We start from the raw sequence: 24,683 nt of genomic DNA, 5'->3' as shown, positions 1-24,683 counted from the left end.
CTCCTTTTATTCCCATTTCTGTTACTTTTAAGCCGGAAGCCGCGGGCATCAGCCCTTAACGGCTCCGATGGCAATTCCTTTGACAAAATACTTCTGGAAGAACGGGTACAGCACCATGATCGGCAGGATACCCACTACGGAAATCGCCATACGGATACCAACCGACGGCATCTCCATGCTTCCGCCTGCTGCCGAGATCTCCGAGCTTGACGACAGGAACTGTACGTCCTGGAGAATACGGTTCAGCAGGTTCTGCAGGCTGAACAGCTCCGTATCTGTCACGTAATACAGACCGTTTGTCCAGTCGTTCCAGTAAGCGATTCCCACAAAAAGTCCGACAGTCGCCATAATCGGAAGGGACAGGGGCAGGATCATCTTGAAGAAGATGCGGAACTCTCCCGCTCCATCGATCTTGCACGCCTCGATGATCTCCACCGGAATATTCTGCGCAAAATAGTTCTTCATCAGAATCACGTTGAATCCGTTCATCAGCAGCGACGGCAGGATCAGGGACCAGATCGTATTTTTCAAGTGGAAGATCTGGGTCCACATGATATAGGATGGTACGATACCGCCGTTAAAAAGCATGGTAAAGAACACAAGGAATGCAATCACTGTTTTTCCGGAAAAATCCTTCCTCGAAAGCGGGTACGCAAGCATCGGCGTAATAATCAGGCTTCCTGCCGTCCCGACGATCGTAATAAACAGGGTAATTCCATACGCCCGCAGAATATCGGAAGCTTTCCGGAACAGGTAAATATAAGCATCCAGGCTTAACGATTTCGGGAAGAAGGAGTACCCGTCCAGAATCAGTTCCTGCTCCGACGTGATCGAGCCGGTCACAAGAATCCAGATCGGCGCGATCGCACATACAGCGAGAAGGAGCAGAATAATATGGATAATAACCTGAAAGATTTTTTCTCCCCGTCCTAATACATTTGACATCTTGGCACCTCCTAAAACATTGCATTTTCCGGGCTGAGCTTACGCACAACCGCATTTGCGGTCAGCACCAGAATGAAACCGACAATCGACTGGTAGAAGCCCGCTGCAGATGACATCGCGATATCGCTCTGCTGCATCAGCGCCCGGTATACATAGGTGTCGATCGTCTGCGTTGTAGAGAATACCGCGCCGGAATTCATCGGCATCTGGTAGAACAGACCGAAATCCGAGTAGAACATACGGCCGATGCTCATAATCGTCAGCATGATTACCGTAGGCTTCAGAAGCGGCAGGGTAATATAACGGATCTGCTGCCACTTTCTGGCGCCGTCAACCATGGCGGATTCATATAACGATGTGTCAATTCCGATAATCGAAGCCATGTAGATGATCGAGGAATAACCGATCCCTTTCCACAGATGGACGAAAGTCAGGATAAACGGCCATTTTCCCGGATCGTTGTACCAGTCTACCGCGCTCATGCCAAGCATCTCCAGGAAATTGTTGATCAGACCTGTCTCCTTGCTCAAAAATGCATATCCGATATATGCGCAGATTACCCAGGAAAGCAGGTACGGCAGGAGAATAACCGTCTGGAAAAACTTTACTTCAATCTTCTTGCGCAGCTCGCTCAGCATGATTCCCACAGCTACGCCAAGTATCGTTCCGAGTACGATAAATACCAGGTTATAGAGAATCGTGTTTCTGGTCATCGTAAAGGCAGCGTCTGTCTTAAACAGATATTCAAAATTGTCAAGCCCTACCCAGTCGCTTCCCCAGATTCCCTTTGAGTAGTCAATTTTCTTAAAAGCGATGAACAGACCTATCATAGGACCATAATTATTGATAAGCAGATAGAGCATTCCCGGTATGATCATCACCCAGAGGGGCCACTGCCTTCTGAATTTGCCGGCTTTCCGGGGAGCCGCTGTTTTCACTTTACTCATGGGATGCCACACTTCCTTTCCCCTGTCACTGCTCTGCACGCCATTCGTCGTACTGGCTCTGTTTCTCGTCTATAATGTTCTGAAGACCTGCGCTGTAGAGCGCTTCGTTGAATTTGTCGATCTCTGTGTCCGGATTCAGTGTGCCGCACCGCAGCCCCGGAAGATACTCCGCACCTACATTGCTGACAGCCGCGATCTCATTTGAGACAGATGAGTTGTCATACGAAAATCCCATGGCAGGTGAGAACTGCGCTGTCTTATTGTTCTCTTCCAGTCTCTGCATCAGCGTCGTGTCACGGCCTTCGCCCCAGATATATGCAATGAACTGATTCCCAAAGAAATAATCCATATTCAGTCCGTATTGTGTCGTCTGCGCGTCAACCCCCTCCGGGAAATCAACGGTTCCGTCCCCCATTACCTGATAGTCTTCTCCTTCGATTCCCCAGTCAAGGAGATTGACAACATCCGGATTCGTATACATTTCATTTAAAAATTTCATGGCTGCCTCCGGGTGCTCCGATGTTGCGGAAATGGCAAATCCCATACTGTTTACGTCTGTTGTGGTGATAAACGGATCAAGGATTTTTATCGCACTTACGTCCACACCGGTAGCTGTCTCGATCTGCTCCTCCTGTCCTTCTTCTCCTTTGATGAAGAAACTTGCCGCCCGTCCGTTCATCAGATATGTATTTCCTGTCTCCTGGGTCGTTGTAGCATCTTCCAGAACATACCCGTTCTGGTTCCAGTCATAGGCATAGCCGACCAGTGTCTCGAACTCTTCTGTCTCATAGACATTTGCGACCGTTTCGTAATCATCCGGCATCAGCACACCATAGTCGTCATTCATTCTGTCGGCAAAAGGCATGGTATCTGTAAACATCAGCGTATTGCTGGAGTAAGGCACGATACATGCCAGCTCCGGATGCGCCTCATGAATCTGGGCATACATTTCTGTGATGAGATCAAGATTTTCACAGTACTCTTCAAAACTTGATGCCTGTTTCAACTGATCCACCGGAAGGGAAAGCTCGTCGATCAGATCCTGACGGATGACGATCGTCATGGATGCCGCTTTTCCGTTCAGAGAGGGAAGCGCATAGACAGAGCCGTCTTTTGTCGTCGATTTCAGAAACTCTTCCCCGATCACCTCTTTTGCATCTGCCCCGTATTCATCAAGATATTCATTCATGGCCAGCATCTGGTTTTTGGACAGCCATGAACTGTATGTACCGATATAGCCCATTACATCCAACTGCTCCCCGCCCGACTGCATCAGACCGATCTGGTTGTTATAGTTCGCCATGGAAATCCCTTCGATATCCACATGTACATTAATCTTTGGCTCAAGTATCTCGTTGAGAGCCTTCTCGATCCGTTCCATATCCACCGTCTTTACAAGTGGTGTGGCAAATACAATGGATTCCACTCCGTCAGAACTTTCTCCGCTCTCCCCGCTGTTTCCTCCACAGCCCGCCAACAGGGTTACAGACATTGATGCGGTCAGAAGCGCCGCCAGTACTCTACTCTTCTTCATGTTTCATTTCCTCCTTATTCATTTACTGGTATTATTATAGTGAATTTCCGGCGTCTTTTCTCCCGCTGTACCGTTCAGAATTAACGCCCCGGCGGACAGTTTTTTTCTGTCTTATACAAAAAAATGGCTGACCTGCAGCCATTTTTTCTCTGAAAATATCATTTTTCTGTTATTTTACCGCTATTCCGTCCTGTGGCGGTAACTGCTCGGCAGATATCCGGTCTGTCTCTTAAACATCTCTGAGAAATAGGAAAAACTGCTGTACCCGAGCCTTTCGGCGATCATGCCAATGCTTTCCCGGCCCTCATCAATCAGCTCCTTTGCCCTCTCGATCCTGCATCTGCTGATATATTCCGTCAAAGTAATGCCCGTCTCTTTCTTAAATATCTTTGACACATAATCCGGGGAGAAATTCATCGCCTCCGCGATCTCATTCCTGCCGATCTTTTCTTCGATATGTTCCCTCACAAATCTCTTCATATCTGTAATCATCGGACTCTCTTCCTGGTCTTCGGAGCGCACCTGATCCAACTGCTCATAAAGCCCTGTCAGAAGATCCGCAAAGGCGTCCACAGAAGTATAGGCTTCCAGAAGCTGGTTCTGTAACTTTTCTGTCCAGATTTCGCTGTCTGAATAATTTTTCTTCTGCTGATAAGCGGACAGTGCCTTGTTGACCAGAGAAATTCCGTAAAAGAGCTGCTGTCTGGACAGTTTTACGCTTTTTACCGTGTGAAGCGTCATATCCAGTTCCGTCTTTTTCTGTTCTGTAAGACATCCGGCAGCCTTCTCAAAAAGCTGGCGCACATCCTGTGCGGACGGTTCCTGCTCTCCCTCAAAGATCACCCCGCATGTCACAGAGACATTTTCCCTGTCCAGCTGCTGCAGGCGCTTTCTCGCCCCGTAGAGCTCGTCGCCGTAGCAGGGCATGCCCGCATAGATTACCAGGCGGACGCCTGCCACATTCCGCAGCACATCGATATATTCAAAAAGACGTTCTCTCAGTTCTTCCCCGTCGTCTGCAACGATCATCCAGAGATACTCCTGTGAGTTGACAATACGGTTCTGGTCTTCCTCTTTTAGGAAAATATCCCCCGCAATGTTGCAGAGAATATATTGGAAGAGCGTACTGTCCTCAATCTGCTTCTCCGCCTTCTGGGAGATCCTGCCGACAGGAATTCCAAGCAGCCGGTAGGTCTGGTCGATGGGAAAGGCGATTCTTTTCTGCTCCGCCAGTTCCATGATTCCGTCAATCTGCGTCAGGTTTTCATCTTCCAGAAGCCTCTTCCAGAAATCGCTGACGATCAGCCCGCGGTCCCGGAACCACAGTTTCCCCAGGGAGGCTTCCTCTTTCTGGTGCCTCTCCTCCCGGATACCAAGCACCACCCGCTCAAGAAGCTGCTCCAGAGCTTCAAAATCAACCGGCTTTACAATATACTCTACAAACCCCAGACGGACAGCTTCCCGGGCATAATCAAACTCCATATGGCACGTCAGGCAGATACTCTTGCAGTCAAATCCCTGCTCCCGCACCCACTTCATCAGCTCCAGACCGGATTCCCCCGGCATCTCCACATCGGTCAGAATGATATCCACCGGGTTCTCTTTCAGTATCTCTTTTGCCTTCTGCGCATTGAAGGCAATAAACACTTCGTCCACACCGATCTTTTCCCAGTTGAGCCTCTTCTTTATTGTGCGCACAACATATACTTCGTCATCAACAATCAGTACATTCAACTCTGTTCCCTCTCTTCCGTTGATATCGTAATGCGGATCTCTGTTTTTGCTCCGTGTGGTTCCAGGTTGGACAGCTCAAAGGAGCTGCGCCCGGGATACATATATGCAAGCCGGGTCTTGCAGTTCCACAGCCCTATATGGCCTTCCGGCGCCGCCGTCTCCTCTCTGAAATGCCGCAGAATCTCTTCCGGATATCCTTTCCCGTTGTCTGTCACAGTGCAGATCATCTCTCCCTCTTCCACAGATACACAGACAGACAGGTGGACTTCTTCATAGAAGTTAAATGCATACTTCATGGAATTCTCCACAAGAAGCTGGATCATCAGCGGCGGAATCTGTATCTCCTCTGCCCTTTCATCCACGGACTGCTCATAATGGAACATATCCCCGTACCGCATTTCCATAATCTTAAGATAATTGCCGATATGTTCGACCTCCTCACGGACTGTGGTCACACCGTCCTTTGTATTCGTCAGGTAGCGGAGATAGGCGGACATGTTTTCCGTCATCTTTTTTATCATCGGCACGTCGTCATTCTGCGCCATGGCGTTAATCAGGTTCAGAGCGTTCAGGTAAAAATGAGGCTTGATCTGAAGCTGCATGAAATTCATCTGCATCTGCTGGCGCCGGATCTCATCCTCATATGCCTGGATTTTCAGTTCCCGGATCTGACCGGTCATATTATTGAAAGAACGGATCAGATGCTCCATCTCCCTGCTGGAGTGACCGCCTGCAATCACAGTGTCAAGGTTCCCTTTTTCCACCTGCTCGATCCCTGCTTCCAGACGCCGGACAGGGACAAACACTCCGTCCGACAGATTTTTAAGCATCCAGGGCAGGAGCACTGCCGCGAACAGAAGCAAAATCAGAATACAGAGCCACCGGATCTGATAGAATACCGACAGCAGCGCCTCCCGCTCCACCACGTCGATGAGCCGGAAATTCCCCGCATCGGAGTGTACGCCGAACATCAGATACTGATTATTCTCACCCGCGTAATAATACTGAGATATGTCCCCCGCATAATTCAGATTTTCCAGTTCCGGCGCAACTTCTGTATAACGCTCTCCCTCCTCGGACACAAAGCAGAGCGTACTGTTTTCCGCCATCTTCCAGTTCTGTACCGGAGTCATAAGCGTATCAAAACTGGTCCATGCCGCAATAATGATCTCGTCATTCCCCGCGGCGCACACAAGGAATTTCTTTTCTCCCGGACTGCATACGTTCCATATGCCGCTTTTTAAGAGCAATTCTTCTCTGTTGCGTACAATATACTCCAACATCTGTTCACGCTCGGAAAAATCAGAACTATGGCTGTTAAATGTATAGATTTTTCTCCCGTTCACCGGAGAATATACCAGGATTCCTTCTACCATATCATACAGGAGAACTCTCTCCCGGATTTCTTCCATATAATGAATTGCGCCCAGATAGGAAGTCCGGCTGTCCTCCGAAGAGAAATCTGCCGCATATCTTCCTTCCTGTCCTTCTGAGACAATGTATTCTGAGGCACGGGACAGGTCATTATCCAACTGCGCCATATTCAAAGACATGGCGTCATATGTATTCTCGTATATTCTCTGCTGTATCAGCTCAATCGAATACGCATTAATCACAAACAGAAGCACAAAAACCGGGATGCATGCTATAAGCACAGCTCCCGTCACACGTTTTCTCAGAGAAATCGGTTTCTTTCCCGCCATCCTTTCCTCACCTCTCTGGTTACAATATTACCACATGTATTTTATTTATGAAATCACTAATTTTGGTGAGGGGATCTTGATCGAGTTTATTACCGGTAGTTTGGATGATGTTGTAAGAATTGTATATTATTCAGATGAAAGTCTGGTCAATATGCTGAAGAATGAGTATAACATAGAATTTTTGCTGCTTTTCATACGTTTGTCAGATTCCAGGCCGTACTGCCCCATGTTGGCACGAAGACCCGTAGTGGAGCGCCGGTCCTTGGGCTGCGTTCTTTGCAGCCTTGTACCGCTGCGCTCCACTCCCGAGTGAAAGCGTGGCCGCCGGGGCAATATAGAACAGTACAGCCGGATGACTGACAGACATGTGAAAAGCAGCGAATTTTTATTTATTTTTCCTTCTTTGCCTCTCCCTCCGGGAAGATGATCTTAAATACAAAGAAGAAGATGATCATGGACACACCGCCTGTGATAAATGTTACAAGGATGTTGTAGATCGCCGGCGCCACATATGCTGCTGCGATCGGCATCCACAGGTTGTTGAAGCCGTTACAGATCAGAGAGATCAGCACCCATGCGATAAAGTACCACATTGCCTGATAGACCGGGTTGCCATGGCTCTTGAAGGTGATATTCCTCTGCAGCGGGAAGTTGATGCACTGCGCCACGAAAGATCCCACCTCATAGCTGATGAAGTATCCGAGACCGCCGCCGATCATCACCTCGCCTGCTGCGTCATAGAGCACATTATATCCCAGAAGGCTCCAGGTGAAAGGCACGCCAAGAATATTCATTTCTACCTGAGGCCACATGAACTCCGTCCCTGCCAGTTCTTTTCCGAGGATCCCCGGCATAAAGGTGAAGAAGAGATACTGAATGATCGTCACACCCATGCTGAATACGAAAAAGTAGAAGATCTGATACACCCATTTTGCAAGCTTCGGATGCTTTTCTTCAAAATTCCCCCAGATCTTTAACCAACGGTCTTTTATTCCTGTTCCTGCACTACTGTTACTCATCACTTTCCCTCCATTCTTGAGAGAGATAATTGGTTTCCTGATATATATATAACGCCGGTTCCTATTTCCCGGAAATCTTCTTCACATACTTCTGGTTCTGCCTCTGGTTGCGGAAGAATCCTGCGATCGTGTGCCCCAGTCCCCGGAAGAGATGCCCGTTGACCATGGTCACGATGCCTTCCACCATCTCCATGCTCACCATTCCGCCGGTCATCTTGGCGATCGCGCGGAAAGGCATGTTATAGATAAAGAGGATGTTCAGATCCGGCTTGCCTGCATCCTCGCTCTTCTTCTTCATCTGGGTCAGCTTCTTATATGCGAACCTTGCGATCGGACTCTTTGCATAGTACATCTGGCAGATCGCGTCGTTGACGGTCAGGTCGCCGCTCCATTTTCCGCTGGGGATCGGCATGCCTAAGAGTTCCTGGAACTCCTTGTCCTCCACCTGGCTGATCAGTCCGGAATAGTAGGACGGCATCCGGTTCGTATAGTATGGATAGGTCTCTGTCGTTCCCTCCACGTCAGCCTCCGCGGTCAGCCGGATATCCGCGCAGCTTGCGCCGATCATGATCGTGTATGTACCGCCTTCTACTTCCCATTTGTTCGTGCGCACGTTCCAGTAGCGGAAAGTCTTGTCATCAAAGGGGATCGTTACCTTCCGGCTCTCTCCTGTCTTTAAGAACACTTTCTGAAAGCCTTTGAGTTCCTTCTCCGGACGGAATACTTTTGCATCTTTCAGGCCCACATAGAGCTGCGCCACTTCCGCGCCGTCCACCCTGCCGGTATTGGTAAGGGTAAATTCCACACCATCCTGGCTGACAGTCAGATCGCTGTACCGGAACTCTGTGTAAGACAGTCCGAACCCGAACGGGAACTGGACTCTCACTTTTGCGGTGTCATAATAACGGTACCCCACATACAGAGCCTCTCTGTATTCGGAATTCTTCTGTTCGCTCGGGAAGTACCGGAACGCCGGAGTATCCTCGTAGCGAATCGGATAGGTCTCGTTCAGTCTTCCGGAAGGATTGGTCTTTCCGGTCACGATGTCAAGCATGGCGCCTGCGCCCGCCTGCCCGTAGAGATATCCGTGAAGCAGCGCTTTCAGGCTGCCAATCCAGGGCATCTCCACTGCTGCGCCGGCGCTTAAGATACCGACCACATTCTCGTTGACCCTTGCGATGGACTCAAGAAGGGTGATCTGATTCTGAGGTATCCTCATATGGGTGCGGTCGATCCCCTCGGACTCGCTCAGCTCATCCAGGCCGAAGCAGTAGATCACCACGTCCACCGACCGGGCCAGATCCACTGCTTCTTTCTCAAGCACAGAGTCTGCCTCTCCGGTGCGGACATATCCCTTCACTGCTCCGTCAAGGATAAGATCATATTCTTTGATCAGATCCGCCATCTTATCCAGGGCGGTTACATTTACCATGGAGGAGCCGGCGCCCTGGTATCTCGGTTCAAAGGCAAAATCACCGATCAGGGCCACATGCGTACCCGGTTTGAGGGGGAGGATATTTTCTCTGTTCTTTAAGAGGACTGCACTCTGGGAAGCTGCCTTCTTCGCCAGTGCGTGATGCGCGTCCTTATCAAAATCCGCCGGTTTTTCCCTTTCTTTTGTCAGTGTCATCACCGCGGTGAGCATCCGGTCCACGCAGGCGTCCACAGCCTCCTCGGAAAGCTTTCCTTCCTGCACAGCCTTCACGATCTGCCGTGCGGAATCCATTCCCGGTGTAGGCATCTCCAGATCCGACCCTGCCGCCACACCTTTGATGTGGTCGTTGGAGCCGCCCCAGTCCGTGATCACAATGCCGTCATATCCCCACTCATCGCGGAGAATATCCTTGAGCAGGTGCATATTCTCATTCGAGTAGGTTCCGTTCACCTGATTGTAGCTGGTCATAAGGGCATGTGCATCCCCCTCTTTGATGGCGATCTCAAATCCGGTCAGGTAAATCTCTCTCAAGGTACGCTCATCCAGTACTGCGTTCATTGCCATTCTCCGCAGCTCCTGGCTGTTTACCGCAAAATGCTTCGGGCACGCATATACGCCCTGGCTCTGGATTCCCCGCACGTATCCTGCCGCCATCTTTCCTGCCAGATAGGGATCCTCGGAGAAATACTCGAAGTTTCTTCCGCATAACGGACTTCTCTTGATGTTGAGTCCCGGTCCCAGCACGACATGGACGCCCTGTACGGCAGCTTCCTCGCCGAGCGCTTTTCCGATCTCTTCGCCCAGGGACGGATCCCAGCTGTTCGCCATGGTTGCAGCCGTCGGGAAACAGGTCGCCGGAAGGGACGGGTTGAGTCCTAAGTGGTCGCCTGCCCCGGCCTGCTTGCGGATGCCGTGAGGGCCGTCGGAACAGTACATGGACGGAATACCCAGACGGTCAAAATTCCAGGTCTGCCACTCCCCCTTTCCACTAAGAAGCGCAGCTTTTTCTTCCAAAGTCATCTTCTGAATGATCTCACTGTTTTTCAAAAATCTCTCCTCCTTTTTCGTTCCGCAGGTTCTTGCCTGCCTGTCTGCTCTGTCAGATAACTTAACACATTTTTTATGTTTTTTTCCCATTTCTGCATAACTTGCCTGTTTTGGAGCACAACTGGCATTTTCGCCGCAGAAATCATTCTTTTCCCGGGGATCTTACAGATGCCATCCTGTCATAAAAATGCAGGGATACCAAAAATCTGGTATTTTTGGTATCCCGCAAAGTAAAACTGGTATTGATTATTCAGCTCCAGATTCCTGATCTGTTTTTTCTGCCTGATGTATCTGATTCACTTGAACTGCTGCTTTCCGCTTCTTGTATACTTTGCGGACTCTCACTGCCTCGTAGAGAATGATCAGCACTGCAAGCACAACGTCCACAATGATCAGCACGATCTGCCACAGGAGCAGGCCGGTGTCGATATTTTCCGGCTCATATGCACGGCTGTTCACTACCGTGTAGAAGATCCGGTGGACCGCTTCTCTCATGTTCCGGACTGTCGCGGCAGAATCTGTGCCTGTCACGTAGTTGGAACCTGTGTCATAGCTTGCCAGACAGGAGCTTCCTCCGTTGTAGATGGATCTCGTCGCATCCATGTAACCGAAGTTTGCAAAATAGTCTGTCAGGACAAATCCTTCAAATCCCCACTCGTCACGGAGTACGGTCTCAAGGAGCGGCGCGCATGCCCCTGCCCACTGGGATCCGATGTAGTTGTAGGAGGACATCACAGCCTGTGCGTTTCCCTCTTTTACACAGATTTCAAAAGGTTTCAGATAGATCTCACGGATCGCCTGTTCGTTTGACCATGTGGTAAGCATCTCCCAACGGTTCGTCTCCTGATCGTTCAGTGCAAAATGCTTGATGTAGGCGTACACACCGTGCTCTGCAGCGCCCTGAACTGCCTGGGATGCGATCTTGCCGGAGAGAAGTCCGTCTTCCGAATAATACTCAAAGTTACGTCCTGCAAATGCGCTTCTGTGGATATTCATAGCCGGAGCATACCATCCGGATACATTCATCTCATCTGCCATCTCTCCGATGCTCTGTCCGAAAGCGCGGGCGATATCTTCGTTAAATGTATTGGCGATCATAACGCCGCAGGGGAATCCGATAGAACCTACACCTGTAAAGTTGTTGTTGATGGAAGCCGGGCCGTCGCAGTCTGTCGTCTGGACCTTGCCCACACTGTCAGCCGGCGCGGTCTGATAGCCTCCCAGGGCGATCAGCTCGTTCATCTCGTCCACGGTCATCTGATCCAGGAGCAGGTCCCACTGCTCATCATCATATTCCAGACCTCTTAAGTCAGCCAGCTCCAGACCGTTGTCCGCGCCTGTCGTCGGCATCTGGGCATCCGGATCCTCCTCCGGCACCCAGTTGGAATTGTTCGTAAACTGTGCCTTATCCTCCTCCGGCATGCTGAAGTTCGTCGGAGCCGCCGTGGCTGTCTCATAATTTGCAAATCCGTCTGCCCGGGACAGATACTCGATCTCACCTTCTGCAAAATCAAACTGGTTTGTCGCAGTTGTCAGGTCAGTAGACCGGCTGTTGTCCCCCGAGTATGTAACCGTCTCCGGAATATTATATGTCCTGGAATCGATCACGTTGTGGGAACCGCTTCTTAAACTGATCACATAGTCTCCTGCCTCAAGAACGTATGCCTGTGCATTTTCGTAATCATAGGAAGCCATGTCCTCGATACTGAATGTAAGAGTCAGTGTCTGGGAAGCTCCCGGTTCGAGCAGATCCGTCTTGTCGAATGCTGCCAGGTTCACACTGGCTTTCTCAATCCCGCCATTCGTATACGGCGGTGTATAGTAGATCTCCACCACGTCTTTGCCTGCGGTATCTCCGGTATTCGTCACTGTCACATCCACGGAAATGGAGTCGTCCGTCACTGTCAGATCGCTCATCTCCTGAGTAAATGTAGTGTAGGAAAGTCCGTAACCGAAGGGGTATACCACCGCTTCATCGTAGTTGATCAGTCCTTCCTCTGCCGCCGTCTCATAGAAGCGGTACCCTACATAGATGCCTTCCACATAATTTACGAAGTGTGGAAGCGCTCCCGGTACGAACTGGTCATCCTCTGAGATCTGGAACTCTTCCATGTTGTCGTATGTAAAGTCTCCGAAATTATTAAATGTGGGGGAGGCCGTCAGGTCTGCCACAAATGTATCCGCTGTCTTTCCGGACGGGTTCACGTCTCCTGCAAGGATGCTTCCCAGAGAATTGAATCCGTTCTGTCCTGTACCCGGACACCAGATGGCACTCTTGATCTGGGGATACTCGTTGACAAATCCAAGCTCCATTGTATTTGCCCCGTTGTAGACGACGATGACGTTTTCAAAGTTCTCGCACACCATCTCCAGCATATTGCGCTCACTCTGGCTCATCTCCAGATAATGGCTTCCTTCCGGGAAATCCACATAATCTTCCGAATTGTTCGTATAGTTCACACCTGTCATGTTCTGCGGAAGATCAATATGCTCGCCGCCCGGACGGGAGAATACGACCATGGCCGTATCGGAAAACTCTCTTGCGTTTGCAAGCATGTCTTCGGAATAATTTTCAACCGGCGGTTCCGGAAGTGTCCAGTCCTGCGCCCACATGCCCACTTCCGGGCGGTCTGCGCGGTACTCGGTGTAGAAATCCGAAAGTTCCGTGTTCAGGTTGAATCCTGCATTCTCAAGTCCTGTCGTCAGGTTCACAATCTCATAAGAATCCGAGAGCGCCCCTGATCCGGTTCCTCCATAGACCGGGTTGGTGGAAGCCCAACCGAATACATTGAGATTCCTGTTGTCCGTCAGCGGCAGAAGATTATCCTCATTTTTCAGCAGCACGATTCCTTCATCCGCGATATCCATGCCGAGTTCCTCCGCCGAGGCCTGCGTCTCCTCTGTGATCGACCCCGACCCGCTCACCAGGGAGAGCAGGGTTGACATTGGTCCCGTACAGATCAGGTTCGCAGTGATCACGACTGCCAGAAGCACCGCAACTCTCGCCTGAGAGAGGATCAGGTACTTCTTCGGCTCCTTCACCTTCATGACTGCGATCGTGATAATGATCCCCAGCACGACCGCAACGCCGATCGCGATCAGATACGGGCGGATCAGCTCCAGGATGCTCATCACATCGCTCCAGTTAATATCCAACATCCTCTTTCATCCTCCTTTTTCTTTACACTGCTTTCACAGAAGAATTCCTCCCTGCTGTCCGTTTTGTACTTTATTCTGTGTAAAGCTTATGTAAATTTTCTCTTTTCTTTATCTGAATTATAGAGATAATTCAAAAAAATGTACAATGCCAAAAGGGAAATGTGGTATAATCAAAACGCATAGTGATACTTCACAAAGATTTCAGGAGATTTACAGAAAAAATGTTTGAATTATATCAGTTGGAACAGCTTGTCACGATCGCGAAATGTGGAACATTGTCAGAAGCGGCCCGGGAGCTCTATATTTCCCAGCCGGCACTCAGCCGTTCCATGCAGAAACTGGAGAAAGACCTGGGATTTCCGCTCTTTGAGCACAGGAAGAACCGGGTGATCATGACTCCCACCGGGGTTCTCGCCGTCTCATACGCCAGGGATCTTTTAAAACGTGCCCGTGAGATGCAGGACCAGCTCACTCTTTACAACCGCACCCGTAACACGATCTCCATAGGTTCCTGCGCCCCGGCGCCGCTCTGGGAGATGATCCCCGCCTATTCCTCCCGTTATCCGGACATGGCCATCTCCACGGAGATCCATGCGGAAGAAGAACTCCTGATCCGCAATCTGGAAGAAGGGATCCACAGGCTGATCGTCACAACGGGCCCGGTGGAAAAGGAAGGCATCATAAGTGTTCCTTATTTTGAAGAAATTCTGTATCTTGCAGTGCCGAAAGACCATCCTCTGGCCCGACACAAAGAACTTTATCTGAGGGATCTGAAGAACCTGACCATCATCCTCCACTCCCGGATCGGATTCTGGTATGATCTGTGCAGACGGGAGATGGTAAATCCGAATTTTATCCTGCAGGACGATCTTGATCAGTTCGTGGAGTTAAGCGCCTCCAGTTCGCTTCCCTCCTTCACTACCAATGTCTCGTCCCGCCGCTTTCACCGGGATTATGACCGCGCCTTTATCCATATCCTGGATGAGGAGGCAAACGTAATGTACTACTGCTCCTGCCTGGAGGCAGAGGCGGAATACCTGCCGAAAGCTTTGCAAACAGCAGAAGAAACCGCCGGCGAGGACTGATCTTCCGGTATCCTGTCCTCTCCGACGGTTCTGCTCTTTCCCGGCACCGTACAGCCTAAGCGTGCACGGCCGTATAAGGTTTTCTTTTAAAAACCTCCCTTGCCCTGGCATCCACTTTCGATTCCATACCGGAATAACTCCTTGCAAGGTCCATCTTGATATGTTTGATCTTTCTTCTTTCTTTTCTCATATTCCATTCCACACTTTCGGCTGTATTTCCCGGATGTCCTTCCGGCTGTTGATATGCCTACTGTAGCACGAAAATATAGAATCACTGTTAGGGAAATTTTAAATTCAGGTAAGATTTCCTTTTGCAAGATTTTTAATGCTTCCGTTCCAGTAGTTTTCACCTTTTCTTGAATAATAAACGATCAGTGTTTTACTCATCGGAAATCCTCCTTTATTTTTCTGACTCTCATTTTAATGATTTTCTGTAAAGAAACAATTCCGATTTCCGATGGTTCGCATAAGTATAACTTATGCGAAAAACTAATTATAAGCCGGCGATTATCCAAATGACAGACAAAACGAATTGGACATGCCGATCCCGTTTACGTTATACTAAACACAAAACAGAAAGAAAGCTTGACAACTTCTTTCTTCACTTTCATAATAGTCCCCGGAGGTAGCTCTATGAACGAAACACATCATTTCCATGAAAATTCTGATCATTCAGAACATCAGCACAAACATACCCATACCCAGACAAAGGCTGTTGTCAATCGGCTCTCCCGGGCGATCGGCCATCTGGAGACAGTAAAAAAGATGGTAGAAAACGGTCAGGACTGTTCGGAAGTCCTCATCCAGCTTGCCGCTGTCCGCGCCGCTCTGACGAACACCGGGAAACTGATCCTGAAAGACCATCTGGACCACTGCATCGTTGACGCGGTCAGTGAAAATGATCCGGAAGCCCTGGAACAGTTCAAGAAAGCGATCGATCAGTTCATCAAATAAATAAAACGTCCGGCAGAAGAGCTCTCTGTTCAGCCGAACAGAAAGGCCGCCTCCATCAGACGTTTCGTGTATTCCTTCTTTGGATGCAGGATGACTTCATCCGCTGTCCCCTCTTCAACGATCTTTCCCTTCTGCATGATGAGAAGCCGGTCGCAGAAGCTCTGCATCAGAGCCAGATCGTGGGAGATGAACAGATATGACATACCGTATTCCTGCTGCAGATCTTTCAGCACTTCAATGATCTGCTTCTGCACTGTCACATCCAGCGCATTCACGGCTTCATCGCAGACCAGAATATCCGGCCGGATGGCAAGGGCCCGCGCGATCGCCGCTCTCTGGCACTGCCCTCCGCTGACTTCACGGGCATATTTCCCGGCAAATTCTTCTCCAAGTCCGCACTGTCTTAAGAGTTCTCCCACCCTTTCCCGGACTTCGCTCCGTTTCATCCCGGTATTTCCAAGACTTTCTCCGATCCCGTCCCCCAAAGTCTTTCGCGGGTCAAATGAACCTGCCGGAGACTGAAAGACCATCTGAATGTCCCGATAGACAGCCCTCTGCCTTTTTCCTGTGACATGAGTGATCGGCGCCCCCTTGAGGAAAATCTCCCCGGAAGCCGCATCGATCAGGCGGGTGACTGCTCTGGCGACAGTGCTCTTTCCCGAGCCGGACTCCCCGGCAATCCCCAGGATCTCTCCCGGATAAAGCTGAAAACTCACCCCGTCCACAGCAGTGTCCCTCTGCGTAAATCTCACGGTCAGATCTCTTACTTCAAGTACCGGTTTCACCCTCTTCATCTGTTTCCTCTCTCTGTTCCATCTCATCTGTCTCATGCGCTCCATTCCGTCACATTTTGGGTTCCGTCCGATATGCGGACCTATATCTCCGCAATTTCGGCACTGCCTCCAGCAGTTCCCGCGTGTACGCATCCTGAGGGTCCTCGAGCACCCGGGAGGTTTCCCCGCATTCCGCAATCCTCCCTCTGTGGAGGACCAGCACCCGGTCAGCCAGGGCTGAGACCACACCGATGTTGTGAGTCACAAGGATGACCGCTGTACCGTACAGCTCTTTGAGGATCCGCATCTCTTCGATCACCTGGCGTCCGGAGACCGCGTCCAGCGCGCTGGTCGGCTCATCCGCCAGAAGCAGGGCAGGGTTTAAGAGCATCGCTGCAGCGATCCCCACTCTCTGGTTCATGCCTCCGGAGAGTTCAAAAGGGTAACTCTCCAGGATCCTGCGTCCCTCTGTAAGTCCGAGTTTCTCAAAGAGTTCCAGTGCCATCGCATCCGACTCCCGGCGCCGGATCTTTCTGTGGGCTGACAGGCTCCCGCAGATCTGATCGCCGATCGTGCGGACCGGACAGAAGGAAGCGCCTGCATCCTGGAAGATCATTCCGATCTGCTCTCCCCGGAGCTTCCGCATATCCCGTTCAGAAAGCCGGAGCAGGTCTCTGTCCTGAAAACAGATCCTGCCCTTTGTGATCTGCCCTCCCTGCCCCAGTATCCCCAGGACGGCCCGGATCAGCGTGCTCTTCCCGCTCCCGGATTCCCCCGCGATCCCCAGGACTTCGCCGGGATTTACAGAAAAACTGATATCCTGCACCGCAGGTTTCCCGTGATAACATATCTCAACCTGATCAAAAACCAGAAGTTCATTCATAATCCAGATCCACCGTAATCTCATAATAGTCACAGGGATGAGCCGTAAGTCCGGTGACGCCCGCCTTTGCGATCATGCTCATCCGCAGATGGGAACAGAACACATAGGCATTGTCATCCAGGATCGTCTGCTGCATCTCCACCGCCAGTTCCTCCCGCCTCTGCACATCAAACGTCCTGGCCATCTCCTCTGCCAGTTCCTCCAGACGGTCACTGTGGTAATGACCGTCGTTACTGTCTGATGAATCAAGACAGTGATAGGTGAAGAAATATTCCGGATCCCCGGTGGGGGCCGTCACCATGGCACTGACGTAGATGTCCCAGGCACTGCTGTCCGACCGCAGGCGGTTGTGGTCTGCAGTATTGATGATCTCCACCCGGAATCCGATCTCGCCCAGCATCGCCTGGGCCGCCTCCGCCAGAAGAGGCAGTTCCTGCCGGCTCGGGTACGTGAGCCACCGCAGGACCAGAGGCGTTCCGTCCTTCTCACGGAGGCCGTCCCCGTCCTCATCCGTCCATCCTGCATCCTCGAGCACCTGCGCGGCTCCATCCGGATCATATCCTTCCGCGGTAACTGCGTCTCCGCCGAAAGCAAAGCTGTCCGGATACACGCCTGTGGCCGCGTATCCGTTCCCATCCAGCAGTCCCTCCACAAATCCCTCTTTGTCGATCCCCATGGCGATGGCTTTCCTCACCGCAGGATCCCCTGTGATCCCGCTTTCAAAGTTCATCGCTCCGAAAAAGACACGGCTCGTCGCACAGCCGGTAAATGTATATCCGTCATTTTCAAACAGAGGATAACTTAAATAAGGGATCCCATAGGCCGCATCGATCTCCCCGGACTGGAGCGCCATGGTCAGGGTATCTCCGTCCGTGATCGTCCGCACTGTGATCTCGTCAAGTTTCGGCTCCCCGTTCCAGTAGTCTTCATTCTTCACCAGTTCCAGACTTGTGTCCGGGGTCAGGGAAACTGCCCGGTAAGGCCCTGTCCCCTGCACGATCCCGTCTTCCGTCACCCCGGCCCGGACGTCGCAGATACACGCGTACGGATCCGCCAGAGCGTTGATCAGCGTGGGGACCGGTATCTCCGTGCGGATCGTCAGGGTCATTCCTTCCGCGGTGATCTCTGCGATATGCAGATCCCCCGCGGCCCGGTCGTGCTCGGACACCAGCGCCTCCAGACACTCTTTTACCGCCTCGCCGTCCATGTTCCGCCCGCTTGTAAATGTGATTCCGTCCCGCAGGGTGATCTTCCAGGTGAGTTCGTCTGTATTTTCATAACTCCGGGCAAGCCACGGTTCGATCTCCATCTGATCTGTAAACCGAAACAGCGTCTCCCCTACACCGTAGCGGATACAGGCCCATCCTCCGTTGTCATGGCGGGGATTGATGTCCGCCTCGCCGTTCTCCGCATTAAAAGTAGTGTCACCAAAGACAAATGTCTTCGTACTGCTCTCTTCCCCTGTCTGATATGTACTGCTGTCTCCTTCCCGGACTGTACAGCCGGAGAAAATGCCTGCGAGCAGCCCGGCCGTCATCCCAAGGACCAGCCTCTGAAGGACTGCCGTCCTTTTCTTTCTTCCCGTGTTCTTTTCTTTCTTCATCATCTCTTCATCATCTTACCTTGTTTCCTGCCCGACTCCACACCCCCGGCCTTCTCTCCTGACTGCTCCCGGGCTCCTGATTTTCCCCACGGGCTTACGGTTCCAGACAGTCCCGGAGCGCGTCGCCGAACAGATTGAACACCGCCACAGTGACAAAGATGGCAGATCCCGGGGCAAGGACCACCCATGGATATGTCTGCAGCATGCTCCTGCCTCCGCTCATCATGCTCCCCCACTCCGCCGTGGGGATCCGGGCGCCGAGGCCAAGGAAGGAGAGGGCCGACAGTTCCATCATCATCGTCCCCATATCAAGCACCGCCGTGACAAGGATCTGCCCGGCAATGTTCGGCAGGATGTGGCGCACGATCATCTGTCCCGGCGCATCTCCGGCCAGACGCGCCGCCGCCAGGTAGTCCGAGCTCATGATCTCCAGAGTCCGGCTCCGCGCAAGCCTTGCATATTTCGGCCAGGAGACCGCCGCCAGGGCAATGACGGCAGTTCCCGTCCCTCCGCCCAGCACGGCAGACACTGCAAGTGCAAAGACCAGTCCCGGAAATGCCAGACAGACGTCCGCGATCCGCATGACCACCGCATCCGTCCATTTTCCGAAATATGCGCACAGAACTCCCGCAGCCGTCCCGGACACCGAGATGATACCCACAAGGACCAGTGTGGAAAAAATACTCGTCCTCGCTCCCGCGATCACCCGGGAGAGCATATCCCTCCCAAACCGGTCCGTGCCGAAAGGATGGGCGGGACTCGGAGCGCTCAGGACGCTCCCGTAATCCTGCATATAAGGATCGTACGGGCAGAGCTGTTCTGCAAAGAGGGCTGTCAGCAGAAGCAGTCCGGCCAGAACCGAAAATACCGCAAGCCTCTGCATCCTCATTCTTCTCTGTTTCCTCGTTCTCCTCAGTTTCCTCATTTCCTTCTCTCTCCTCATCGTCTTCCACCTTCCAGACGGATCCGCGGATCAAGGAAATGATAGGAGATATCCGTGATCAGGTTCACAGCTGTATAGACCAGCGCTGTCCAGACCACGTATGCCTGGACTACCGGATAGTCCCGCATGTTGACAGCGTCAACCGCCAGTTTTCCCACGCCGTCCCACAGAAACACAGATTCCACGACTGCCGTTCCTCCCAGGAGGCTTCCAACGGAGAGCGCCAGCAGGGTAAAGAGAGAAGTCATGCAGGAACGCAGGACACTTTTCCACAGCGTGGCAGAAAAGCGGATCCCTCTGGCCCGCTCACCTGCCACATAATCTTTCCCCAGCTCATCCAGGACCGCTGTCCTCACCTGCATCAGATAGCGGGAGGACATGGCGGTTGCAAGCGTGAGCGCCGGAAGAAATGCACTTCTCACTCCGATCCCCTCCGAGATCACCGGAAATACGGGAATGCAGATGGCCAGCAGATAAATGAGCAGAAGCGCCGTAAAAAAATTCGGAAGGCTGTTTCCCACAAAACTGCACCCCCGGATCAGCCAGTCCGTGAAGCGGTTCTGCCGGACAGCTGAGAGGATCCCCAGGGGCAGGGAGATCACGACAGTCAGGAGAATGGACGCCCCGGCGAGCAGAAATGTCGCCGGAAGCTTTGAGATAAAAGTGGAAAATACATCCCGCCCCGATACATAGCTCACTCCCATATCTCCGGTGAGGACTCCTCCCAGCCAGGAAAAATACTGCACCAGAAACGGGCGGTCCAGCCCCAGCTCTGCCCTCCTGGCATCGATCACTTCCCGGGAAAGCGTGATCCCTGAGGCATCCATGCTCTGCAGGACGGCATCGCTCCCCGCCGCGTGCATCAGGGCGAATGAGAGGAACGTGATCCCGAACAGTACCGGGATCAGAGACAGCAGACGTCGTATGATATACCGTTTCAAACCTTCACCGCCCGGATACGGAATACCGGGTAAGGCGTGCAGAACTGGCCGTCATCGGGAAAGAGCCTTTTCCCGATCTGTCTGTCCGCCGTCACTCCCCTGCATCCCAGCTGTTTCAGCCGGAACACATCCCAGTCCGGACGCCTCCATGTGCTGACCGGAAGCATCGTGTAGATATTCAGGCACTCGTCCATCTGTCTGCGGGAGAGCATCTGATGCGCCTCCTCTCCCTCAAGACCGGAACTCAGGTGGTATTTTGCATGTTCCGCATCGTAATTCAGCAGGATCCCGCCCGGCTTTAACACACGGATCCACTGTTCATACGCCCTGTCAGGATGGGGCAGTGTCCAGGTAAGGTTCCTGCTCACGACCACGTCAAAAGTCCCGTCCGGGAAGACCGGATTCTCCCCGTCCATCTGCTTAAGATCCACGGAAACGCCGTACTTTTCCGCCAGTTTCCTTCCTTTGGCGATCATTCCTCCCGTCAGGTCGATCCCTGTCACATCATGCCCGTTCTCCGCCAGAATCAGCGAAAAGAAGCCGCAGCCGCAGCCCACATCCAGGATCTTAAGCCCTTTTCTCCCCTGCAGATGGGACAGAAGTTCTTCTTCCCAGATCCTGCGCTGAGGGCTGTGAAGCTCTTCCTCCCTCTGTACCAGAAAACTCTCCGCCCTGGTATTCCAGTAATTTTCTATCCTCGCCTTTACTGCCTTTGGATTTCTCTGTAATGCTCCGTCCATCCTGTGTCATCCTTTCTGTTCCGGTTACTGTTCTCATGCCCTTTTACACATTCGGGCTTTTTCCCACATAAAAACCTGCTGTATATTCCTTCTGGCATATACAGCAGGCTTCTGTCTGCATGTTCACTTTTTACCTTTATTAACGCCTCAACCGGCAATCTTATTATTTCCATAGAAAGAGACTTCTGTCCCCCGCCCGGCATTTCAATGCCGGATTCCCTGATATGAAGGCATTATACCAGACCGGATATCCCGGCGTAAGCCCCCGGTGGGGATATTTTTACCTTTTTTCTTTCACCGCGAACACCGCGATCAGAAACAGCACAAAAGCCCCTACAGCCATCCAGAGAAACGAGACGTTCATCCCGTGCATCATAGCGCCTTCCCCGTAAACGTCCGCGGAATTCTCGCTCACCACAGTCATGATCCCCACAAATACTGCTGATCCGATGGATCCGGCGATGGTGCGGAACGAGGTGAGCAGGGAGGAAGCGTCTGCCACCTTGCCCGGATGTACATTTCCCGTTCCCCAGGTCAGGAGAGGCATCATCAGACTTCCGATGGAAATATTGCGGATCACGTTCAGCCCTGCTGCCGCCCACAGCGGAGTGCTCATACTGAAGAAAAACATGCCGATATTGCTGACGACCAGTGCCGCCGCTCCCGCGACAAAGATCTTTTTGATCCCCATCTTATCATATAACCTTCCCGCAAACGGGCTGACAACAGCAGTTGCCAGAGAGCCGGGCAGGGTGACAAGACCGGACACCACCGCCGAGTATCCCATAACACTCTGCACGTAAAGAGGCATCATCACTGATGATCCCATCATTACCAGATAAAGCACCATGCTGGCAATCACACTGACCGAATAATTCCGGCTGCCCAGTATTTTCACATCCAGAAACGGTTTTTCCAGACTGCACTGCCGGATGACAAAGAACACGCATACAACAGCGCCGACCAGAAGCGGCAGTCCCCCTTCTACACTGATCAGTCCGAAACTGCTGATATTGCCGATTCCCAGAGTGATTCCGCCAAAAGCGGCAATGCTCTGAACAAAAGAGATGAAATCAAACCTTTTATCCTGAAGCTCCAGTACATCCTTGAAGACAAGTGCTGATATGGCAAAGGAAACCGCCATGATGACCAGCGCCACATAGAAGATTGATTTCCAGCCGAAGGCGTCGATCATCAGCCCCGCAATGGTCGGCGCGATCACCGGGGCCGCTGTTGTCGCAAGACCATAGGTCCCCATCATTGTCCCTTTCTTCTCCACCGGATAGACTGTCAGGATGATGACCTGGGCTGCGGTCATCAGGATCCCGTTTCCGCAGGCCTGCATGACTCTTCCCGCCATCATGATCCCGAAATTTGCAGAGAAGATGCTGAGCAGGAGGCCGGCGATAAAGATGCCGATGCCGCTAAGGTACAATTTCCTTGTGGGAAAGCGTGTAATGAGAAATGCCGTCAGCGGCATGATCATCCCCATAGCCAGTGAATATCCGCTTGTGACCCACTGTCCCACTGAAGTGCTGATCCCGAAATACGCCGTCACATTGGGCAGTGCGGTAGTCATGGCCGTCGAAAGGATTGAAGAGGCAATCCCCGATACGACCAGACATAAAAAGATCATTGTCCGCTGCCTTCCAGTTACCTCATTTTTTGTTTTCTCCTGATTCTCCATGATTCGTCTCCATTCTGTGCCAAACTTTTTTATTGATATTATCTGCCATATGAAGAAGCGTCTTCTCCGTTGCAGTGATCTCTTCCGGGGTGATGCCCTCGCCGAGATCCCGATAAAACTCCTCGTGTACTTTCCTGATCTGCTCCACTGCCGGGAGCGCCTTCCCGGTCAAATACAGATGCCTGACTCTCCGGTCGTTCTCATCCACATTGACCCGGATATAATCCACCTCCGTCAGCTTTTTTATGATCTTGGTCAGCGTCCCGCGGTCAACCCGGAAACGCTCAGCCATCTCCTGGGGAGTCGCCCCGGGATGGCTGAAAAGATATTCCACATAAAACTGCTGTCCCCAGCCGATCTCAAATTCAGCCAGTCCTCTTTCGTAATACATTTTCATGAGACGGTCAAAGACCGATACCCACCGGCCTATGTCCGGAAAACGCTGTTCGGCCATGCAAACTCCCCCTTTATGCCGGAAATCATCCTCTCTTACAGACATATTCTTCTGTCTTGATTTCATACTATAGCACAAAATAGTAGCGCGCGCAACTAATTTTTCGTCATACTGTATCCGTTTTCGTCTTAGTTTGCGGCCGTATCTGCCTGAACGGCAAAAAACTGCCCTGCAGATCCCGGTCTGTAAAAAACAGGCCGCGGTCTGCAGGGCAGCTTGATCTACTGCGTATTTTCTTTTTACCGAAGACTGATATCGATCTTTTTCAGTTTTTCATACAGCGCTTCCGCTCCCGTAGTTTCTTCCTTGATGCTGTCCATCTCAATGCGCAGCTGCTGCATCGTCTCATCCACATGAGCGATCTCATCCGCACATTCTTTCAGCCTGGCGATCACATCCTCAGCGTGTTCCACATGCTTTTTATACTTGATCTGATGTTCCAGGCTCGCCCAGAAATCCATGGCAATCGTGCGGATCTGAACCTCCGCCTTTACTTCCTTTACCGACTCGGCAAAAAAGATCGGCACACTGACGATCAAATGAAGGCTCCGGTAGCCGTTCGGCTTGGGATTACTGATATAATCTTTTTTCTCGATCAGTTTGATATCCGCCTGTCTGGTCAGCGCGTCGGCCAGGCGGTAAATATCGTCAATATAGGAACAGATCACACGGATGCCCGCGATATCATTCAGGTAAGTCTCCACATTTTCCCTTGTAGGAGCGACTCCCAGACGCGCCATCTTCTCCAGAATACTGGTCTGGCTTTTCAGCCGTGTGTGGATCGAACTGATCGGATTCCTCCTATACCGCACTTCAAATTCCGTATCCAATACTTCAAACTTTGTATTGATCTCCTTGATGGCACATGCATAGCTCATCATCAGAGCCTTGTAGTCAAGCACGTCATCGAGCAGTTCCATAGCCTGCCCCATGATCAGCTCCTGCGCTTTGCTCTCCACCGGCCACAGTATATTTTTCTTCTCCATGTTTCTCTCCGTCCCGGCAGTTTTACCGCTGCCTGTTGTAATATTTCACTACTGCTATTTTACCGGGAAAAGAGCAGCGCTTCAATAAAAATACTCTGAAAAATTATAAAT

At 51.5% G+C, this 24,683-nt stretch carries 19 protein-coding genes; 2 read left to right on the top strand and 17 right to left on the bottom strand.

Annotated features, from left to right (window positions below; all coding sequences use genetic code 11):
• Positions 1-48 precede the first annotated feature (48 nt).
• From B5F07_RS04130 to B5F07_RS04095, 8 genes are all read right to left on the bottom strand, one after another.
• Complete coding sequence (locus B5F07_RS04130) at positions 49-945, bottom strand: carbohydrate ABC transporter permease (RefSeq protein WP_087160001.1); 897 nt, start codon at positions 943-945, stop codon at positions 49-51.
• 11 nt (positions 946-956) lie between these two features.
• Positions 957-1,892: an ABC transporter permease gene (locus B5F07_RS04125; protein WP_204248813.1), complete on the bottom strand. Its 936-nt coding sequence runs from the start codon at positions 1,890-1,892 to the stop codon at positions 957-959.
• 25 nt (positions 1,893-1,917) lie between these two features.
• The gene (locus B5F07_RS04120; RefSeq protein ID WP_087160000.1) at positions 1,918-3,426 is read right to left on the bottom strand and encodes an ABC transporter substrate-binding protein; all 1,509 of its coding nucleotides are present in this window, start codon (positions 3,424-3,426) and stop codon (positions 1,918-1,920) included.
• 180 nt (positions 3,427-3,606) lie between these two features.
• Positions 3,607-5,160 carry a response regulator gene (locus tag B5F07_RS04115; RefSeq protein ID WP_087159999.1) on the bottom strand — a complete coding sequence of 518 codons (1,554 nt, stop codon included), beginning with the start codon at positions 5,158-5,160 and terminating at the stop codon, positions 3,607-3,609.
• Positions 5,157-6,863: a sensor histidine kinase gene (locus tag B5F07_RS04110; protein WP_087159998.1), complete on the bottom strand. Its 1,707-nt coding sequence runs from the start codon at positions 6,861-6,863 to the stop codon at positions 5,157-5,159. The genes B5F07_RS04115 and B5F07_RS04110 overlap by 4 nt, the downstream gene beginning before the upstream one ends.
• A 389-nt stretch (positions 6,864-7,252) precedes the next feature.
• Entirely contained in the window at positions 7,253-7,882 is a 630-nt protein-coding gene (locus tag B5F07_RS04105; protein WP_087159997.1) for a hypothetical protein, read from the bottom strand.
• Between the two features lie 61 nt (positions 7,883-7,943).
• Positions 7,944-10,364 carry a beta-glucosidase family protein gene (locus B5F07_RS04100; RefSeq protein WP_087160031.1) on the bottom strand — a complete coding sequence of 807 codons (2,421 nt, stop codon included), beginning with the start codon at positions 10,362-10,364 and terminating at the stop codon, positions 7,944-7,946.
• Positions 10,365-10,610: 246 nt separating this feature from the next.
• On the bottom strand, positions 10,611-13,523 hold the full coding sequence (locus B5F07_RS04095) for a glycoside hydrolase family 3 C-terminal domain-containing protein (RefSeq protein WP_087159996.1): 2,913 nt from the start codon (positions 13,521-13,523) through the stop codon (positions 10,611-10,613).
• Between the two features lie 221 nt (positions 13,524-13,744).
• Between B5F07_RS04095 and B5F07_RS04090 the strand changes: the two genes are divergently transcribed.
• Together B5F07_RS04090 and B5F07_RS04085 are read left to right on the top strand one after the other, a co-directional pair.
• On the top strand, positions 13,745-14,608 hold the full coding sequence (locus tag B5F07_RS04090; protein ID WP_087159995.1) for a LysR family transcriptional regulator: 864 nt from the start codon (positions 13,745-13,747) through the stop codon (positions 14,606-14,608).
• A 633-nt stretch (positions 14,609-15,241) separates the two neighbouring features.
• Entirely contained in the window at positions 15,242-15,562 is a 321-nt protein-coding gene (locus B5F07_RS04085; RefSeq protein ID WP_087159994.1) for a metal-sensing transcriptional repressor, read from the top strand.
• A gap of 29 nt (positions 15,563-15,591) precedes the next feature.
• Here B5F07_RS04085 and B5F07_RS04080 read toward each other — a convergent pair whose 3' ends face one another.
• The 9 genes from B5F07_RS04080 to B5F07_RS04035 all read right to left on the bottom strand — a co-directional run bounded on the left by B5F07_RS04080 (position 15,592) and on the right by B5F07_RS04035 (position 24,572).
• Positions 15,592-16,383 (bottom strand): ABC transporter ATP-binding protein, encoded by a 792-nt coding sequence (locus B5F07_RS04080; RefSeq protein ID WP_242972425.1) that lies wholly within the window; start codon positions 16,381-16,383, stop codon positions 15,592-15,594.
• A 22-nt stretch (positions 16,384-16,405) separates the two neighbouring features.
• Positions 16,406-17,218, bottom strand: a complete 813-nt coding sequence (locus B5F07_RS04075) for an ABC transporter ATP-binding protein (RefSeq protein WP_204248812.1) — start codon at positions 17,216-17,218, stop codon at positions 16,406-16,408.
• Positions 17,211-18,824 carry an ABC transporter substrate-binding protein gene (locus tag B5F07_RS04070; RefSeq protein ID WP_242972424.1) on the bottom strand — a complete coding sequence of 538 codons (1,614 nt, stop codon included), beginning with the start codon at positions 18,822-18,824 and terminating at the stop codon, positions 17,211-17,213. The genes B5F07_RS04075 and B5F07_RS04070 overlap by 8 nt, the downstream gene beginning before the upstream one ends.
• 91 nt (positions 18,825-18,915) lie before the next feature.
• Entirely contained in the window at positions 18,916-19,746 is an 831-nt protein-coding gene (locus B5F07_RS04065) for an ABC transporter permease (protein ID WP_242972423.1), read from the bottom strand.
• Between the two features lie 14 nt (positions 19,747-19,760).
• Positions 19,761-20,705 (bottom strand): ABC transporter permease, encoded by a 945-nt coding sequence (locus B5F07_RS04060; RefSeq protein WP_087159992.1) that lies wholly within the window; start codon positions 20,703-20,705, stop codon positions 19,761-19,763.
• Positions 20,702-21,445 (bottom strand): class I SAM-dependent methyltransferase, encoded by a 744-nt coding sequence (locus B5F07_RS04055; protein WP_087159991.1) that lies wholly within the window; start codon positions 21,443-21,445, stop codon positions 20,702-20,704. The genes B5F07_RS04060 and B5F07_RS04055 overlap by 4 nt, the downstream gene beginning before the upstream one ends.
• 280 nt (positions 21,446-21,725) lie before the next feature.
• Positions 21,726-23,081: a DHA2 family efflux MFS transporter permease subunit gene (locus B5F07_RS04045; protein WP_204248811.1), complete on the bottom strand. Its 1,356-nt coding sequence runs from the start codon at positions 23,079-23,081 to the stop codon at positions 21,726-21,728.
• A gap of 22 nt (positions 23,082-23,103) precedes the next feature.
• Entirely contained in the window at positions 23,104-23,586 is a 483-nt protein-coding gene (locus B5F07_RS04040) for a MarR family winged helix-turn-helix transcriptional regulator (RefSeq protein ID WP_162613049.1), read from the bottom strand.
• A gap of 239 nt (positions 23,587-23,825) precedes the next feature.
• Positions 23,826-24,572, bottom strand: coding sequence for a GTP pyrophosphokinase (locus B5F07_RS04035; protein ID WP_087159987.1), 747 nt, complete (start codon positions 24,570-24,572; stop codon positions 23,826-23,828).
• Positions 24,573-24,683: the final 111 nt, after the last annotated feature.

It is taken from the genome of Lachnoclostridium sp. An169, assembly GCF_002160525.1.
Taxonomy (GTDB): domain Bacteria; phylum Bacillota; class Clostridia; order Lachnospirales; family Lachnospiraceae; genus Mediterraneibacter; species Mediterraneibacter cottocaccae.
This window is presented reverse-complemented; position numbering and strand designations above follow the sequence as displayed.